This is a genomic window from Micromonospora sp. WMMD975 (assembly GCF_029581215.1).
Taxonomy (GTDB): domain Bacteria; phylum Actinomycetota; class Actinomycetes; order Mycobacteriales; family Micromonosporaceae; genus Micromonospora.
On the sequence record NZ_CP120739.1, the window covers coordinates 1,430,249 to 1,446,773 of the forward strand.

General features: G+C 74.6%; 15 protein-coding genes, 2 pseudogenes and 1 riboswitch. Of the genes and pseudogenes, 15 read left to right on the forward strand and 2 right to left on the reverse strand.

Annotated elements, in window-relative coordinates; genetic code table 11:
* Positions 1–2: 2 nt before the first annotated feature.
* From fmt to O7613_RS06385, 3 genes are all read left to right on the forward strand, one after another.
* On the forward strand, positions 3–929 hold the full coding sequence (fmt, locus tag O7613_RS06375) for a methionyl-tRNA formyltransferase (RefSeq protein WP_282292716.1): 927 nt from the start codon (positions 3–5) through the stop codon (positions 927–929).
* A 182-nt stretch (positions 930–1,111) separates the two neighbouring features.
* Positions 1,112–2,614, forward strand: coding sequence for a transcription antitermination factor NusB (locus O7613_RS06380; protein WP_282292718.1), 1,503 nt, complete (start codon positions 1,112–1,114; stop codon positions 2,612–2,614).
* A gap of 140 nt (positions 2,615–2,754) precedes the next feature.
* Positions 2,755–4,491: a M28 family metallopeptidase gene (locus O7613_RS06385; protein ID WP_281583713.1), complete on the forward strand. Its 1,737-nt coding sequence runs from the start codon at positions 2,755–2,757 to the stop codon at positions 4,489–4,491.
* Positions 4,492–4,534: 43 nt separating this feature from the next.
* Here O7613_RS06385 and O7613_RS06390 read toward each other — a convergent pair whose 3' ends face one another.
* Positions 4,535–5,425 carry a septum formation family protein gene (locus O7613_RS06390; RefSeq protein ID WP_281583712.1) on the reverse strand — a complete coding sequence of 297 codons (891 nt, stop codon included), beginning with the start codon at positions 5,423–5,425 and terminating at the stop codon, positions 4,535–4,537.
* A 77-nt stretch (positions 5,426–5,502) separates the two neighbouring features.
* Positions 5,503–6,390 (reverse strand): septum formation family protein, encoded by an 888-nt coding sequence (locus O7613_RS06395; protein WP_282292721.1) that lies wholly within the window; start codon positions 6,388–6,390, stop codon positions 5,503–5,505.
* Positions 6,391–6,651: 261 nt separating this feature from the next.
* Here O7613_RS06395 and rpe point away from each other — a divergent pair, with 261 nt between their 5' ends.
* From rpe to O7613_RS06455, 12 genes and pseudogenes are all read left to right on the forward strand, one after another.
* The gene (gene rpe / locus O7613_RS06400) at positions 6,652–7,332 is read left to right on the forward strand and encodes a ribulose-phosphate 3-epimerase (protein WP_282292723.1); all 681 of its coding nucleotides are present in this window, start codon (positions 6,652–6,654) and stop codon (positions 7,330–7,332) included.
* A gap of 1 nt (position 7,333) precedes the next feature.
* Positions 7,334–8,290 carry a response regulator gene (locus tag O7613_RS06405; RefSeq protein ID WP_281583709.1) on the forward strand — a complete coding sequence of 319 codons (957 nt, stop codon included), beginning with the start codon at positions 7,334–7,336 and terminating at the stop codon, positions 8,288–8,290.
* 81 nt (positions 8,291–8,371) lie between these two features.
* A riboswitch (FMN riboswitch) is annotated at positions 8,372–8,544 on the forward strand.
* 166 nt (positions 8,545–8,710) lie between these two features.
* The gene (gene ribD / locus O7613_RS06410; RefSeq protein ID WP_282292724.1) at positions 8,711–9,772 is read left to right on the forward strand and encodes a bifunctional diaminohydroxyphosphoribosylaminopyrimidine deaminase/5-amino-6-(5-phosphoribosylamino)uracil reductase RibD; all 1,062 of its coding nucleotides are present in this window, start codon (positions 8,711–8,713) and stop codon (positions 9,770–9,772) included.
* Between the two features lie 2 nt (positions 9,773–9,774).
* Positions 9,775–10,371 carry a riboflavin synthase gene (locus tag O7613_RS06415; RefSeq protein ID WP_281583707.1) on the forward strand — a complete coding sequence of 199 codons (597 nt, stop codon included), beginning with the start codon at positions 9,775–9,777 and terminating at the stop codon, positions 10,369–10,371.
* Entirely contained in the window at positions 10,368–11,066 is a 699-nt protein-coding gene (gene pnuC, locus O7613_RS06420; protein ID WP_282292725.1) for a nicotinamide riboside transporter PnuC, read from the forward strand. Before O7613_RS06415 ends, pnuC begins: the two co-directional genes overlap by 4 nt.
* A pseudogene (locus O7613_RS06425) lies at positions 11,063–12,259 on the forward strand (bifunctional 3,4-dihydroxy-2-butanone-4-phosphate synthase/GTP cyclohydrolase II); the annotation flags it as partial. The gene pnuC and the pseudogene O7613_RS06425, both read left to right, overlap by 4 nt.
* Before the next feature lie 180 nt (positions 12,260–12,439).
* The gene (gene ribH / locus O7613_RS06430; protein WP_281583705.1) at positions 12,440–12,937 is read left to right on the forward strand and encodes a 6,7-dimethyl-8-ribityllumazine synthase; all 498 of its coding nucleotides are present in this window, start codon (positions 12,440–12,442) and stop codon (positions 12,935–12,937) included.
* Between the two features lie 181 nt (positions 12,938–13,118).
* Positions 13,119–13,706: pseudogene (locus O7613_RS06435) on the forward strand (alpha/beta fold hydrolase); the annotation flags it as partial.
* 46 nt (positions 13,707–13,752) lie between these two features.
* On the forward strand, positions 13,753–14,034 hold the full coding sequence (locus tag O7613_RS06440; RefSeq protein ID WP_348651336.1) for a phosphoribosyl-ATP diphosphatase: 282 nt from the start codon (positions 13,753–13,755) through the stop codon (positions 14,032–14,034).
* 43 nt (positions 14,035–14,077) lie between these two features.
* Positions 14,078–14,923 carry an ATP phosphoribosyltransferase gene (gene hisG / locus O7613_RS06445; RefSeq protein WP_281583701.1) on the forward strand — a complete coding sequence of 282 codons (846 nt, stop codon included), beginning with the start codon at positions 14,078–14,080 and terminating at the stop codon, positions 14,921–14,923.
* Complete coding sequence (locus O7613_RS06450; RefSeq protein WP_282292726.1) at positions 14,920–15,882, forward strand: DMT family transporter; 963 nt, start codon at positions 14,920–14,922, stop codon at positions 15,880–15,882. The genes hisG and O7613_RS06450 overlap by 4 nt, the downstream gene beginning before the upstream one ends.
* Positions 15,879–16,352, forward strand: coding sequence for a PH domain-containing protein (locus O7613_RS06455; protein ID WP_281583699.1), 474 nt, complete (start codon positions 15,879–15,881; stop codon positions 16,350–16,352). Before O7613_RS06450 ends, O7613_RS06455 begins: the two co-directional genes overlap by 4 nt.
* Positions 16,353–16,525 lie beyond the last annotated feature (173 nt).

Sequence of the window (16,525 nt, forward strand, 5' to 3'; positions counted from 1 at the left end):
GGATGCGTCTGGTCTTCGCCGGCACGCCCGGGGTCGCCGTGCCGGCCCTGGACGCGATCGCCGCCTCCGGCCACGAGCTGCTCGCCGTGGTGACCCGTCCGGACGCCCCGGCCGGGCGCGGTCGGGGCCTGGTCCGCTCGCCGGTCGGCGCGTGGGCGGACGAGCGCGGCGTCGAGGTGCTCACCCCGGCCCGTCCGCGTGAGCCGGAGTTCCTCGACCGGTTGCGTGCGCTCGCGCCGGACTGCGTGCCCGTGGTCGCCTACGGCGCGCTGGTGCCGCCGGCGGCGCTGGAGATCCCCCGACACGGGTGGGTCAACCTGCACTTCTCGCTGCTGCCCGCGTGGCGGGGCGCGGCGCCGGTGCAGCACGCCGTGCTGCACGGCGACGAGCTGACCGGGGCCAGCGTCTTCCAGCTGGAGGCGGGGCTGGACACCGGTCCGGTCTTCGGCACCGTCACCGACGAGATCCGGCCCGCGGACACCTCCGGCGACCTGCTGGAACGGCTCGCCCACTCCGGCGCCGGGCTGCTGGTCGCGGTGCTCGACGCGATCGGCGCCGGCACCGCCCGGGCCGAGCCGCAGCCGGCCGACGGGGTGTCCCTGGCGCCGAAGCTGACCGTGGAGGACGCACGGATCCGCTGGACCGACCCGGCGTTCGCGGTCGACCGGCGGGTGCGCGCGTGCATGCCGGCACCCGGCCCGTGGACCATGTTCCGCGACGACCGGGTCAAGCTCGGCCCGGTCACCCCGCTGGCGAACGGCCCCGAGTTGAAGCCGGGTGAGTTGCTGGTGGAGAAGTCCCAGGTGCTGGTGGGCACCGCCACCGGGCCGGTGCGGCTCGGCGAGGTGCGGGCGGCCGGCAAGAAGGCCATGTCGGCCGGCGACTGGGCGCGCGGCGCCCGGGTCGCCGCGGGCGAGGTGTTCGCGTGAGCGCGAGGAGTGAGCCGGGTTTGCGAGCCCCGCAGTCGCGAACGGAAGAGGGCTCCGCGTGAGCGCGAGGAGTGAGCCGGGTTTGCGAGCCCCGCAGTCGCGAACGGAAGAGGGCTCCGCGTGAGCGCGAGGAGTGAGCCGGGTTTGCGAGCCCCGCAGTCGCGAACGGAAGAGGGCTCCGCATGACCGGGCCGGAGCGGTCCGTCGAGGGCGGGCGACCCCGGGGGTACGAGCGCAGCGGCGGCGATCGTCCGCGTGGCGCGGGCCGGCCCGGCGGGTCGGGCCGGGGTGGCGCCGACCGGCGGGGCGGGCAGCGTCCGGTCCGGCCGGCGGTGGACCTGCCCCGGCACGTCGCGTACGAGGCGCTCGCGGCGGTGCACCGCGACGACGCGTACGCCAATCTGGTGCTGCCGGCGATGCTGCGCGAGGCGGGGCTGACCGGCCGGGACGCCGCGTTCGCCACCGAGTTGACCTACGGCACGCTGCGGCACACCGGCACGCTCGACGCGATCGTCACCGACGCGGCGGGCCGGGACGTGCAGCGGATCGACCCGCCGGTGCGCGACGCGCTGCGGCTCGGGGTCTACCAGTTGCTGCACACCCGGGTGCCGGCGCACGCCGCGGTGTCGTCGACTGTGGATCTGGTCCGGACGGTCGGGCCGGGCGCCACCGGGTTCGCCAACGCGGTGCTGCGGGAGGTCGCCGGCCGGGACGCCGACGCCTGGGTGGCGAAGCTCGCCCCGGCCGAGGAGGCCGACCCGATCGGGCACCTGGCGCTGGCGTTCAGCCATCCGCAGTGGATCGTCAGGTCGTTCGCCGAGGCGCTCGGTGGCGACCTGGGGGAGACCACCAGGCTGTTGATCGAGGACAACGAGCGCCCGCCGGTGCACCTGTGCGCCCGGCCGGGCCGGGCCGACGCGGTGGCGCTCGCGGACGAGGTCGGCGGCGCGCCCGGCGCGTTCTCCCCGTACGCGGTCTACCTGTCCGGCGGCGCGCCGGGTGAGTTGGCGGCGGTGGCCGACGGGCGGGCGCACGTGCAGGACGAGGGTTCCCAGTTGGTGGCGGACGCGCTCGTCGCCGCGCCGCTCGACGGTCCGGACGGCCGGTGGTTGGACCTGTGCGCCGGTCCGGGCGGCAAGTCCGGGCTGCTCGGCGCGCTTGCGGCGACGCGCGACGCGCGGTTGACCGCGGTGGAGGTGGCCGAGCACCGGGCCCGGCTGGTCGACCAGGCCACCCGCGGCCTGCCGGTCACCGTGGTGCACGCCGACGGGCGTGACGTCGGCACCGAGCCGAAGCTGCCGGAGGGGCACTTCGACCGGGTGCTCGTCGACGCGCCGTGCACCGGCCTGGGCGCGCTGCGCCGCCGGCCGGAGGCGCGCTGGCGGCGTCAGCCGTCGGACCTGCCGCCGCTGACCCGGCTCCAGCGCGAGCTGCTCACCGCCGCGTTGCGCGCGGTCCGCCCGGGGGGCGTGGTCGCGTACGTGACCTGCTCGCCGCATGTGGTGGAGACGCACGTGACGGTGACCGAGGCGTCCCGGCGGTGTGGCTTCCCGGTCGACTTCGTCGACGCCCGGCCGCTGCTGCCGGCCGGCATGCCGGGCCTGGGTGACGGCCCGACGGTGCAGCTCTGGCCGCACCGCCACGGCACCGACGCGATGTTCCTGGCGGTCCTGCGCCGGGGGTGACCACGCGAGCGGGTGCATCCCGCGTGGGGGAGGGGGTTCGCGGGATGTGACATCCCGTTGACTGTGCGATCGATGCATGTAACTGTTCCGATCACCGGTCCAACGGTCCGTCACCCCCGCGTTTCCCACGAGGAGTCTCCATGAGACGCAGCACGCCGACCATGAGCCTCGCGCTCGCCCTCGTCGCCACCCTGACGACGGCGAGCCTGGCCGGCACCGCCTCCGCCGCCCCCGCGCCCGCCCCGGCCGTCGCCGCGCTCGCCGCACCCGACGTCTCCCTGACCAACGTCCAGGCCCACCTCACCCAGCTCAACTCCATCGCCAGCAGCAACGGCGGCAACCGGCGGGCCGGATCGGCCGGCTACGCCGCGTCGGTCAGCTACGTCAAGGGCAAGCTCCAGGCCGCCGGCTACACGGTCACCGAGCAGAACTGCACCAGCTGCACCTACCCGGGCAGCAACCTGATCGCCGAGTGGCCGCAGGGCCCCACCGACCAGGTGGTCATGTTCGGCGCCCACCTGGACAGCGTCTCCGCCGGCCCCGGCATCAACGACAACGGCTCCGGCTCGGCCACCCTGCTGGAGAACGCGCTGGTGCTGGCCGCGCAGCACCCGACCATGACCAAGCGGGTCCGGTTCGCCTGGTGGAACGGTGAGGAGCAGGGGCTCCAGGGCTCCAAGCACTACGTCAACCAGCTCAGCTCCACCCAGCGGGGCTACATCAAGGGCTACTACAACTTCGACATGGTGGGCTCGCCCAACGGCGGCTACTTCATCAACCGGATCACCTCGGCCACCGCGGCGCCGCTCAAGGCGTACTGGGACTCGTTCGGCATCTCGCCGGAGGAGAACACCGAGGGGCAGGGCCGCTCCGACGACTACTCGTTCGCCAACGCCGGCATCCAGACCTCCGGCTACGCGGCGGGCGCCAGCTACACCAAGACCGCGGCGCAGGCCGCCAAGTGGGGCGGCACGTCGGGCGCGGCGTACGACGGCTGCTACCACCGCTCCTGCGACACCACCAGCAACATCAACACGACCGTGCTCAACCGCAGCGCCGACGGTGTGGCGTACGCGATCTGGGCGCTCGCGGTCGGCGGCGGCACCCCGACCAACGACTTCTCCGTCGCGGTGAGCCCCACCTCGGGCAGCGTCGCCCGGGGCGGCTCCACCACCGCCACGGTCAGCACCGCCACCACCGCCGGCAGCGCCCAGACGGTGACGCTGTCGGCGAGCGGCGCCCCGAGCGGGGTCACGGTCGGCTTCAGCCCGTCCTCGGTCACCTCGGGCGGCTCCGCCACCATGACGGTCAGCGCCTCGTCCTCGGCGACCACCGGCACGTTCACGATCACCGTCACCGGGACCGGCTCGGCCACCCGCACCGCCACCTACACGCTCACCGTGACCGGCGGCAGCGGCGGCTGCACCGGCGGGCAGCTCATCGGTAACAGCAGCTTCGAGTCCGGCAGCACGTCGTGGACGGCCAGTTCGGGCGTGATCACCACCGACCAGGGCCAGGCGGCCCGCACCGGCTCGTACAAGGCGTGGCTGGACGGGTACGGCTCCTCGCACACCGACACGCTGTCCCAGTCGGTGACGCTGCCGGCCGGCTGCACCAGCTACACGCTGGCGTTCTGGCTGCACATCGACTCGGCCGAGACCACCACCTCGACCGCGTACGACAAGCTGACCGTGCAGGTCGGCTCCACCACGCTGGCGACCTACTCGAACTTGAACAAGGCCACCGGCTACACCCAGCGCAGCTTCAACCTGGCCGGATACGCCGGACAGACGGTCACGCTCAAGTGGACCGGCGTCGAGGACGCCTCGCTCCAGACCAGCTTCGTCATCGACGACGTGACGCTCCAGGTCGGCTGAGCGCGCCGGGCGGGGTGGGCCGTGGGCCCGCCCCGCCCCCGGCTCAGGTGATCGGCAACGCCTTCCCGCCGGCGCCCCGGACCGAACGGGTGAGCGTCCGGTCGGACACCCAGAGGAAGCACTGCACGCCCCGGTCCCCGTCGCGCCACTGCTGCTCGAACGGGTGGTAGATGATGGTGCCGGCTCGGTACTGCAGGTTGTTGTCGTCCGGCAGCTTGGCGTACTTCGCGATCAGCCCCCGGCAGGCCTTGTGCGCCCGCAGCGAGGTGCGCTGGAACTCGGCGTAGGGGATGTCGGGCGCCTGGTAGATCCCGACGAACTCGGCGTGGTGCTTCGCCGTGCAGGCCACCGGCCGCATCGCCTGGACCTCGTCCTTGCTCAGCTTCGGGTTGAAGCAGGCGAGCGCCAGCGGTGAGCCGCGCTTGAGCGCGCCGCGCAGGCTGCCGGTGCGTGCGGTCACGTTGCCCTCGTCCAGGTCCGACACCTCGGCGACGTCGCAGCGGTACCAACGGGCGCCGCCGGACCAGGCCAGGGCCGACGGGAAGACCACGGACAGCTGCAACCGCCCGGAGCGCCAGTCGCCGCCGACGGCCCGGGTCACCTGCCGGGCGCACTCGGCGTGCGCGGCCCGGATCCCCGCCGAACCGGCCCGTGGCGGCGCGGAGCGGTCGGCCTCCGGGCCGGTGAGCGTGCCGACGTGCAGCGTCTCCGCCCGGTGCTCGGCGGCGCAGTCGACCGGTTGGTAGCCGCTGAGGTAGCCGACGTCGGCGACGGTGGGATGGCAGACGTCGGTCTCCGGCACGAAACCCACCGGGGCGGCGAAGGCGGGCCACTCGTCGGTCAGGTCGCGGTCGACCCCGGCCGGCGCCTGACAGCCGCCGAGCGCCAGCACCGCAGCCGCGCCCGCGGCGACCGCCGCCCACCATCGCCGCATCGCGACCGACCTCCCCGCCGTCCGGAGCCGCCCGGCCGACCGGTACGCCTCGGCGACGCAGCATACGGCACCGGGCCCTAGATCACGGGGAGTCCCTCGGGGCCGGCGTCGCGCATCGAGCGGGTCAGTTTGCGGTCGTCGCTCCACAGGAAACACCGCACCCCCCGGTCGCCCTCCTCCCACTCCCGCTGTGACGGCGGATAGAAGATGGACCCGGCCCGGTAGGGCAGCTCGGCATTGTCCGGCACGTCGGCGAACGCGGCGATCAGCGTCATGCAGCGCCGGTGCGCCGACGGCGCGCTCCGGGCGAACTCCGCCCAGCTCATGTCCCGTTCGGAGTAGACGCCGACGAACTCGGCCCGGTGCGGTTCGGTGCACAGCACCGGCGCCATGTAGTTGAGGTTCGCGCCGATCAGCTTCGGGTCGAAGCAGCGGTGCACGAGCGGGTTGTCGCCGACGAGCGCGCCGCGCAGGCTGCCCACCCGGTTGACCGGCCGGGTGTTGTCGATGCTGTCGGTCTCGGCCAGGTCGCAGCGGAACCAGCGGGCGCCGGCCATCCAGGCGGTCGCCGGTGGCAGCGCGATGTTCAGGGTGAGCCGGGCGGCGTGCCAGTCCCCGCCGATCATCTCCCGGGCCCGCTGGTCGCACTCGGTCCGGGCGCCGCGCAGCTCCGGCGAGCCCGGCTCCGGGCGGGCACCGCCCGCCGCCCGTCCGGTGAAGGAGCCGACGTGCACCGCCTCGGCCAGGTGGCTGCCCGCGCAGTCCACCGTCTCGTAGGTGGCCGCCTGCACCACCGCGGTCAGCCGCGGCAGGCACGCGTCGGTGGCCGGGACGAACAACCGCGGCGCCGGCAACGCCGCCCAGTCGTCGATGAGGTCCCCGTCGGCCCGGTGCGCCGGGGCGCAGCCGGCGAGCATCGCCGTCACCGCGCCCACGAGCGCGAGCGCGTGGAGCCACCGTCGCATCGTCCGCCCCTTCGCCGGAGAGATGGCATCCGGTCGCCGCGGGCCCGTGCGGCGCCCCCGCGCCCGGGCGTGCAGCATATGTGACCGTCCCGGTAGGAGTTTCGTCATCTTTCAATCGATCGGCCAGTCACACACGACTATTCGTGCCGATTCCCCGTCCGTCCGGGCCGATTCTGCACCACAGGTGACGGAAGGGTCACAGCCTGTTCCTTGTGGTGCCGTGCCGCGACCGGCCGGCGACCGCGTTCGTACACTGGCCCGGTGACCGTACCGCCGCCCGTCGTCGCGCCAAGCATCCTGGCCGCCGATTTCGCCCGCCTCGCCGACGAGGTCCGCGCCGTGGAGTCCGCCGCCGACTGGCTGCACGTGGACGTCATGGACAACCACTTCGTGCCCAACCTCACCATCGGCCTGCCGGTGGTGCAGAGCCTGCGCGCGGTGACCGAGATCCCGTTCGACGTGCACCTCATGATCACCGATCCGCGCCGCTGGGCCCCCGGCTACGCCGACGCCGGGGCGTACAACGTGACGTTCCACGCCGAGGCGTGCGACGACCCGGTGGCGTTGGCCAAGGACCTGCGCTCGGCCGGGGCGAAGGCGGGGCTGGCGATCGACCGGGACACCCCGATCGAGCCGTACCTGGACCTGTTGCCCAGCTTCGACACGCTGCTGATCATGACGATCAAGGCCGGATTCGGCGGCCAGCGTTTCCTGCCGTCGCTGCTGGACAAGGTGCGCACGGCCCGCCGGCACGTGGACAGCGGGCACCTGGAGCTGCGGATCGAGGTCGACGGCGGCATCGCCGCGGACACCATCGAGCAGGCCGCCGCCGCCGGCGCCGACGCGTTCGTCGCCGGCACCGCGGTCTACGGCGCCGACGACCCGGCCGAGGCCGTACGCCGCCTGCGGGGCCTGGCGGAACGCGCGACGACCGGGGCCTGAGATGGACCCGGCCGGCGACCGCCCCGACGTCATCCTGGTCGTCGACGACGACGAGGACATCGCCCGCTTCGTCGAGTTCAACCTGCGCCTGCACGGCTTCGAGGTGCTGCACGCCGCCGACGGCCAGGAGGCGCTGGAGGTCATCGAGCGGCAACGGCCGGACCTGGCCGTGGTCGACCTGATGATGCCCCGCGTCGACGGCCTGGAGCTGACCCGCCGGCTGCGCGCCGACCCGATGACCTCGGCGCTGCCGGTGATCATGCTGACCGCCAAGGGCATGACCTCCGACAAGGTCAACGGGCTCAGCGCCGGCGCCGACGACTACCTGGTCAAGCCGTTCGACACCGCCGAGCTGGTCGCCCGGGTCAGCTCCACGCTGCGCCGCAACAAGGAGTTCCGCGAGGTCTCCCCGCTGACCGGCCTGCCCGGCAACAGCCGCATCCGGCGGGAGATCAGCGACCGGGTGCGCAGCGGCGTCGACTACGCCGTCGGCTACGTCGACATCGACCGGTTCAAGAGCGTCAACGACCGGTACGGCTTCGTCCGCGGCGACGAGTTCATCTCCGCGCTCGCGCGCAGCCTGCACCGGGCGGTGGTGTCGATCGGGCTGCCGCCGGCCTTCCTCGGCCACGTCGGCGGCGACGACTTCGTCATCGTCTGCGCCCCCACCCAGGTCCGGCCGTTGACCAGCCGCGCGGTGGTCGACTTCGAGACGGCCGCCGACGGGCTCTACGACCCGACCGACCGGGAGCGCGGCTTCGTCGAGCTGAAGGACCGGCGGGGCAACATCCGCCGGGCCGCGCTGGTCACCCTCTCCATCGGCGTGTCGCTGTCCGACAGCGGCAAACGGTTCACCGACCCGCTGGAGGCCATCGCCGTGGCGTCGGAGATGAAGACGGTGGCCAAGAGCCAACCCGGGTCGTACGTGGCGGTCGACCGCCGCCGCGGCGTCACCTGACCGGACGCCCGCGCCTGTGAGGTAGCTCGCCTCTGTGGCGCGCGTCGCGCCGGAACGTGTAAGACTTCCGGGGTACCCACCACGCGCTGGCGGGGCTCGGTGAAATTCCGAACCGGCGGTGATCCACGGTCCGACCGTGGTAAGCCCGCGACCCGGACGGCTTCGGCCGGACGGTGGACCTGGTGAGAATCCGGGGCCGACGGTTGGGGTGCGGCTCGTCCGCCCCCAGAAAGTCCGGATGGGAGACAGCGCGCGGACGGGGGAGGCCCGCCGGCCGCTGAGCACCCTCAGCGCACCGTGGGCTCCCCGGGGCCGGCCATGCCGTTCCCGGGTTCTCCGCCGCCGCGTGTCCGCGGCCACCCCGCCGCCACCTCCCACCCCGCCCGCGCGTGACCGGCGAGCGGGAGGGCAGGACCGGCCATGGCGAGCGTCACCGTCGACGAGGCGATGCGTCGTGCCGTCGCGCTGGCCACCCGCGGCCTCGGCGCCACCAGCCCCAACCCGATCGTCGGCTGCGTGCTGCTCGACGCCGACGGCGAGGTCGTCGGCGAGGGCTTCCACGCGTACGCCGGCGGCCCGCACGCCGAGATCGTCGCGCTGGCGCAGGCCGGCCGGCGCGCCCGCGGCGGCACCGCGGTGGTCACCCTGGAACCGTGCGACCACACCGGCCGCACCGGCCCGTGCAGCCACGCGCTCATCGCCGCCGGTGTCGCCCGCGTGGTGATCGCCGTGCCCGACCCCAACCCGGTGGCCTCCGGCGGCGCGGCCACGCTGCGCGCCGCCGGGGTCCGGGTCACCCTCGGGGTACGCGCCGCGGAGGCCGAGGCCGGCAACGTCGCCTGGCTCACCTCGATGCGCCGCGGCTGGCCGTACGTCATCTGGAAGTACGCGGCCACGCTCGACGGGCGCTCCGCCGCCGCCGACGGCACCAGCATGTGGATCACCTCGGAGGCGGCCCGCACCGACGTGCACGCGCTGCGCGGCACCGTCGACGCGGTGCTGGCCGGGGTGGGCACCGTGCTCGCCGACGATCCCCGGCTCACCGCGCGCAACCTGCGCGACGGCACGCTCGCCATCCGGCAGCCGCTGCGGGTCGTGGTGGACAGCTCGGGGCGTACCCCGGCCGACGCCCGGGTCCGCGACGGCGCCGCGCGCACCTGGGTGGCGACCGCCGCGGAGGTCGGCGCCGGCCCGGACGGCCGGGTCGACCTGGCGGCGCTCCTCGCCGAGCTGCACCACCGGGGCGTGCGGGCCGCGCTGCTGGAGGGCGGCCCCACGCTTGCCGGCGCGTTCCTCGCCGCCGGCCTGGTCGACCGGATCGTCGGCTACGTCGCGCCGAAGCTGCTCGGCGCCGGCCCCACCGCACTCGTGGACGCGGGCGTGCCGACCATCGCCGACGCCATCGACCTGGAGATCACCGACGTTACGCCCGTCGGACCCGACCTGCGGATCACCGCGCTGCCCCGGAAGAGGGAGGCCTGACCATGTTCACCGGCATCGTCGAGGAACTGGGCGAGATCGTCCGGAGCACCGAGACCGGCGACGACTCGGCGCTTGTCGCCATTCGCGGCCCGCTCGTCACCTCGGACGCCCGGCACGGCGACTCCATCGCGGTCAACGGGGTCTGCCTGACCGTGGTCGACGCCGACGCGGGCGTCTTCACCGCCGACGTGATGGGCGAGACGCTGCGCCGCACCGCGCTCGGAGCGCTGCGCCCCGGCGACCCGGTCAACCTGGAGCGGGCCGCCGCGTTGAACAGCCGGCTCGGCGGGCACCTGGTGCAGGGGCACGTCGACGGCGTCGGCGAGGTGACCGCCCGGGAACCGGCCGCGCAGTGGGAGACGGTCCGGTTCCGGCTGCCGGCCGGGCTGGCCCGCTACGTGGTGGAGAAGGGCTCGATCACCGTCGACGGCGTGTCGCTCACCGTCGCGGAGGTGGGCGACGACTGGTTCACCGTCGGGCTGATCCCGACCACCCTGAAACTCACCACGCTCGGCGCCAAGGGGCCCGGCGACCCGGTCAACCTGGAGGTGGACGTGCTGGCCAAGTACGTCGAGCGGCTGATGGGCGGTGCGCGGTGACCGGCCCGATCGCCTGGCTGCTCGACGCCCAGGTGCACGTGGCCGGTTCGCCGGTGCTGGTCCGGGAGGTCGTGGGCAACGTGTTCGGGCTGGTCTCGGCGCTGCTCGGGCTGCGCCGGGTGGTCTGGGCCTGGCCGGTCGGCATGATCGGCAACGGGCTGCTGTTCACCGTGTTCCTCGGTGGCGTCTTCGCCACCCCGCAGGCGCACGACCTCTACGGCCAGGCCGGCCGCCAGGTCTTCTTCTTCGCGGTGAGCGTCTACGGCTGGTGGCGCTGGACGCGCAACCGCCGGTCCGGCGGCGGCGCGGAGCCGGCCGTGGTGCCGCGCTGGGCCACCGGCCGGGAACGGCTCGGCCTCCTCGCCGCCGCCGCCGTCGGCACCGCCGTCGCCTACCCGGCGCTTGCCGCGCTCGGTTCGTGGGGGCCGCTCGCGGACGCCTGGATCCTGGTCGGCAGCCTGCTGGCCACCTACGGCATGGCCCGCGGCTGGGTGGAGTTCTGGCTGGTCTGGATCGCCGTCGACGCGGTCGGCGTGCCGCTGCTGCTGCGCGGCGGCTTCTACCCGTCGGCCGCCATGTACCTGGTCTACGGCGCGTTCTGCGCGGCCGGCTTCCACACCTGGTGGCGCACCTCCCGCGCCGCCGTGGCCGCCCGCACCCCGATCCCGGCGACGTACTCGGAGGTCGTGGCATGACCAGCTTCGGTTCGATCGAACAGGCGGTGGCGGACATCGCCGCCGGCCGGCCCGTGGTCGTGGTCGACGACTTCGACCGGGAGAACGAGGGCGACCTGATCTTCGCGGCCGAGCTGGCCACGCCCGAGCTGCTCGCGTTCATGGTCCGGCACACCTCCGGGTACGTGTGCGTGCCGCTGACCGAGGACGAGTGCGACCGGCTGGACCTGCCGCCGATGCACCACACCAACCAGGACCGGCGCGGCACCGCGTACACGGTGACCGTGGACGCCCGGGAGGGGGTCAGCACCGGCATCTCGGCCGCCGACCGGTCGCACACCATCCGGCTGCTCGCCGACGCCGGCACCGACCCGACCGACCTGGCCCGCCCGGGTCACGTGGTGCCGCTGCGGGCCCGGTCGGGCGGGGTGCTGCGGCGCCCCGGGCACACCGAGGCGGCGGTCGACCTGACCCGGCTGGCCGGCCTGCGCCCGGCCGGCGTGCTCTGCGAGCTGGTCAACGACGACGGCACCATGATGCGCCTGCCGGACCTGGAGAAGTTCTGCGCCGAGCACGGGCTGACGCTCGTCACCATCGCCGACCTGATCGCTTACCGGCGGCGCACCGAGAAGCAGGTGGAGCTGGCCGCCGAGGCGCGGATGCCCACGCCGTACGGCGTGTTCCGGGCGCTCGGCTACCGCGCCACGCACGACCCGGCGGAGCACGTCGCGCTTGTCTTCGGTGACCTCGGCGACGGCCGGGACGTGCTGGTCCGGGTGCACTCCGAGTGCCTCACCGGGGACGTGTTCGGCTCGCTGCGCTGCGACTGCGGCCCGCAGTTGCAGGCCGCCCTGGCCCGGGTGGCCCAGGAGGGGCGCGGGGTGGTCCTCTACATGCGCGGCCACGAGGGTCGCGGCATCGGCCTGCTGCACAAGCTCCAGGCGTACCAGCTCCAGGACCAGGGACGCGACACCGTGGACGCCAACCTCGACCTCGGACTGCCGGCCGACGCGCGGGACTACGGCACGGGCGCGCAGATCCTGTACGACCTCGGCGTCCGCTCGATGCGGCTGCTGACCAACAACCCGGCCAAGCGGGCCGGACTGGAGGGGTACGGCCTCACCGTCACCGGCCGGGAGGGGTTGCCGGTGCGGTCCAACCCGGAGAACGTGCGCTACCTGCGCACCAAGCGGGACCGGATGGGCCACCTGCTGGACGGTCTGGACGGTCCGGACGGGCCGGATCGGCTGGCCGGGCCGGATGGGCTGGCCGGGCCGGATGGGCTGGCCGGGCCGGATGGGCTGGCCGGGCCGGATGGGCTGGCCAGGCCGGGCGAGGTGGGCGAGGCGCCGATGGGGCGTCCGGTCGCCGGTGACGAGAGGGGAGCGTAGGAGATGGCGGGTTTCGGGGAGCCGGGCGTGACCGCGGTGGACGCCGCCGGGATGACCGTCGGCGTGGTGGCCGCGCGCTGGCACGGCGAGCTGACCGACCACATGGCCGACCGGGCGGTGGCCGCCGCGCAGGCGTGCGGCGCGCGGGCCGTGGTGGCCCGGGTGGCCGGCTCGGTGGAGCTGCCGGTGGTGGCCCAGGCGATGGCCCGGCGCTTCGACGTGGTGGTCGCGCTCGGCGTCGTGGTGCGCGGCGCGACCGCCCACTTCGACTACGTCTGCCAGTCGGTCACCGAGGGGCTGACCCGGGTGGCGCTGGACGAGGGCAAGCCGGTGGCGCACGGCGTGCTCACGGTGGACACCATCGAGCAGGCCCGGGACCGGGCCGGGCTGCCCGGCTCGGCCGAGGACAAGGGCTGGGCGGCCACCGTGGCCGCGTTGGACGCCGCGCTCGCCGTCCGCGCCCTGGACGCCGCGAACGCCCACCGCGTCGGCTTCGCCTGACCGACCACCGACCACCGACCACCGACCACCGACCACCGACCACCGACCACCGACCACCGACCACCGGCCGCCCGCCGCCCGCCGTCGCCGCGGTGATCATGATGTTGGCGGCGACAAAACGGACGCGGACTGCCGTCAACTTCATGATCACCCGCTTGGGTCCCGCAGGGGCGGGCGGGGTTGGGCCGTGCTGGCCGCCGCGCTCGGCGACACCACCCGCACGTACGCCCCCGACCTGCGCGGCTACGGCGCGACCGGGCCCGCCGGGGCGTACTCGCTGGAGCTGGTCCGCGACGACGTGCGGGCGCTGCTCGACGTCCTGGCGCTGCCCCGGGTCGCGCTGCTGGGCCATTCCTCGGGCACGGTGGCGGCCCACCTGGTCGCCCGGGCCCACCCGGACCGGGTGGCGGCGCTGGTGCTCGTCGAACCGCCCCCGCCGGTGCCGCTCGGCCTGCGGCTGCCGCCCCGGCCGGACGGGCCGCTGCCCTACGACTGGGCTGCCCGGCAGGCGGTGGTCGCCGAACTCAACGCCCCACCTCCCACATGGTGGGAGGGGTTGGCGGAGATCACCGCGCCGACCCTGGTGGTCGGCGGCGGCCCCACCAGTCACCTCCCGCAGCACGAGCTGGCCCGGATGGCCGCCCGGATCCCCGCGGCGCGCCTGGTCACGGTCGACGGCGGCCACGCGGTGCCCACCGCGCGCCCGGCCGAGTTCGCCGTCGCCGTCCGGTCCTTCCTCGCCAGCCTGCCCGGCGGGCCGCAGTGGTGAGGTGGCCGACGCCGGGGGACCCGGTGGGCGCGCCCGTCGGGGACGGCTGGAAGAATCGCCCTCCGTGAAGACGTTCGAGGAGTTGTTCGCCGAGCTGCAGGCCAAGGCCGCCGCCGGCACCCCGGGCTCCGGCACGGTCGACGCGCTCGCCAAGGGCGTGCACTTCATCGGCAAGAAGGTCGTCGAGGAGGCGGCCGAGTCGTGGATGGCGGCCGAGCACGAGGGCCCGGAACGGACCGCGGAGGAGATCTCCCAACTGCTCTACCAGGCGCAGGTGCTGATGCTGGCCACCGGGCTGGAGCTGAAGGACGTCTACCGACATCTCTGAGTGCCCGTCCGCTGATCATCCGATCGAACGAAGGAGCACTCCCATGCTGCGCGTCGCCGTACCCAACAAGGGCGCCCTGGCCGAGAAGGCCGCCCAGATGCTGCGCGAGGCGGGCTACCGCCAGCGCACCGACCCGAAGGACCTGGTCTGCCGGGACGAGCCCAACGACATCGACTTCTTCTACCTGCGCCCCAAGGACATCGCCACTTACGTCGGCTCCGGTGACCTGGACGTCGGGATCACCGGGCGGGACCTGCTGATCGACTCCGGCGCGCCGGCCGAGGAGGTGATGGACCTGGCCTTCGGCCGGGCCACCTTCCGGTTCGCCGCCCGCCCGCAGGACGTGGACGACGTACGGGAGCTGGGCGGGCACCGGATCGCCACCGCGTACCCGGGTCTGGTCGAGCGGCACCTGGCCGAGCTGGACGTCAAGGCCGAGGTGATCCGGCTCGACGGCGCGGTGGAGAACGCCATCCGGCTCGGCGTGGCCGACGTGGTGGCCGACGTGGTGGAGACCGGCGCCACGCTGCGCCAGGCCGGGCTGGTGGTCTTCGGCGAGCCGCTGCTGCGCTCCTCGGCGGTGCTGGTCCGGCGCACCGGCGCGCCCGGCGGCGCCCAGCAGGAGCAGTTGGAACGCCGGCTGCACGGCGTGCTGGTCGCCCGCCGCTACGTGATGCTCGCCTACGACGTGCCGGCCGGGCTGCTCGACCGGGCCAGCGCGCTCACGCCGGGCATCGAGTCACCCACGGTCTCGCCGCTGCACCGGGAGGGCTGGGTCGCGGTGCAGGCGATGGTGCTCCGCGACGACGTGCACCGGATCATGGACGAGCTCTACGACCTGGGCGCGCGGGCGATCCTGGTCACCAACATCCACGCCTGTCGACTGTGAGGCCGCTGCCGCTCCCGGCCGCGCTGACCGTCGTCGTCCTGGGTGGCATGGCGTCCGCCGCCCAGGGCGTGATCAACGCCGAGCTGGGGGAGCGGACCGGTGATCCGGTGCTCGGCGCGGTGGTCAACAACGTGGGCGGCTGCCTGATCGTGCTGGTCGGGCTGGCCGTGTTGCCGGCGATGCGGACCGGGCTGGCCGGGCTGCGCCGGGCCCGCCTGCCCTGGTGGTCCTACCTCGGCGGGGTCGGCGGCGCGGTGATCGTGCTGACCGCGCCGGTGGTGGTGCCGGTGCTCGGGGTGGCGGTATACACAATCGCCCAGGTGGCCGGTGGGAGCCTCGGCGGCCTGGGCGTCGACCGGGTCGGGCTGGCCGCCGTCGGGCGGCTGCCGTTCACCGTGCCCCGGGTGGCCGGGGCGGCGCTCGGCATCGGCGCGGTGGCGCTCGCGCAGCTCGGCCGGCCGGTCGGCGACCTGGCGGTCGGGATGGTGCTGCTCTCGGTCGTCGGCGGGCTGGCGGTGTCGCTCCAGTCCGCGCTCAACGGCCGGGTCGCGGCCGGGATCGGGCCGGCCGCCGGGCTGGCGGTGAACTTCGTGGTCAGCTCGTCGGTGATCGGCGCGGTGGCGGTGCTGAGCGGCGCGTTCGGCGATCACGCGGCCTGGCCGACGCAGTGGTGGCTCTACGTCGGCGGCGTGTTCGGCGTCGGCATCGTGCTCGCCCTGCTCGTCGGCGTACGCGCCGCGGGGGTGCTGCGGACCGGCCTGGCGCTGGTGGCCGGGCAGCTCAGCGGCGCGCTGCTGCTGGACGCGGCGCTGCCCGGCGGGCCGGGCGTCCGGCTCCCGGTGCTCGCCGGCGCCGTGCTCACGCTGCTGGCGGTGCTGGTGGCCGGCGTCCGGTGGCGGGTGCCGGTCCGTGTGGCGGCCGAACCCGAGCGCGAGCCGGATGGCAGACTGGTCGGGTGAGCGATTCCGTGGTGACCGTGCGGCCCCGCCGCGTCCGGGTGGTCTGCTGGGCGGCGGCGATCACGCTGCTCGTGGTGTTCAGCCTGGTCGCGACCTCGCTGACCGGCGCCACCGGCGACGGCTACGGCTCGTTCCAGCGCGGCGACCAGTTCGCCATGGTCGGGCTGGGCGTGTTCGGCGCGCTCGGGTTCCTGCTGTTCACCCGCCCCCGCGTGGTCGCCGACGCGAACGGCGTGCGGGTGCGCAACGTGCTCGGCTCGTACGAGCTGCCCTGGGAGGTGATCCGCGGGGTCCGGTTCGACCGGGGCGCCCCGTGGGCCAGCCTGGAGCTGCACGACGACGACCTGCTGCCGATGGTCGCGTTGCAGGCCGCCGACAAGGAGAGCGCGGTCGAGGCGGTCCGCGCGTTGCGGCGCCTGCACCAGGCGCACCTGGCCGGGCTCGCCGCCAACCACGCGGCACCCCGCTGACCTGCGGCCCGGTTTGGGCGCGCCTGGGCCGGGGGTGTAGTGTTGCGGAGTCGACCAGACTGCCCCCGTCCCTGACGAGCGGGCGGTCGCGAAGCGGAGCGCCCGCTCCCACCCGAGTCGCCGCCCAGGCGTCCGGGTCCGGTCCCCGGTTTCGGGCACGTCCCGATCCCGGA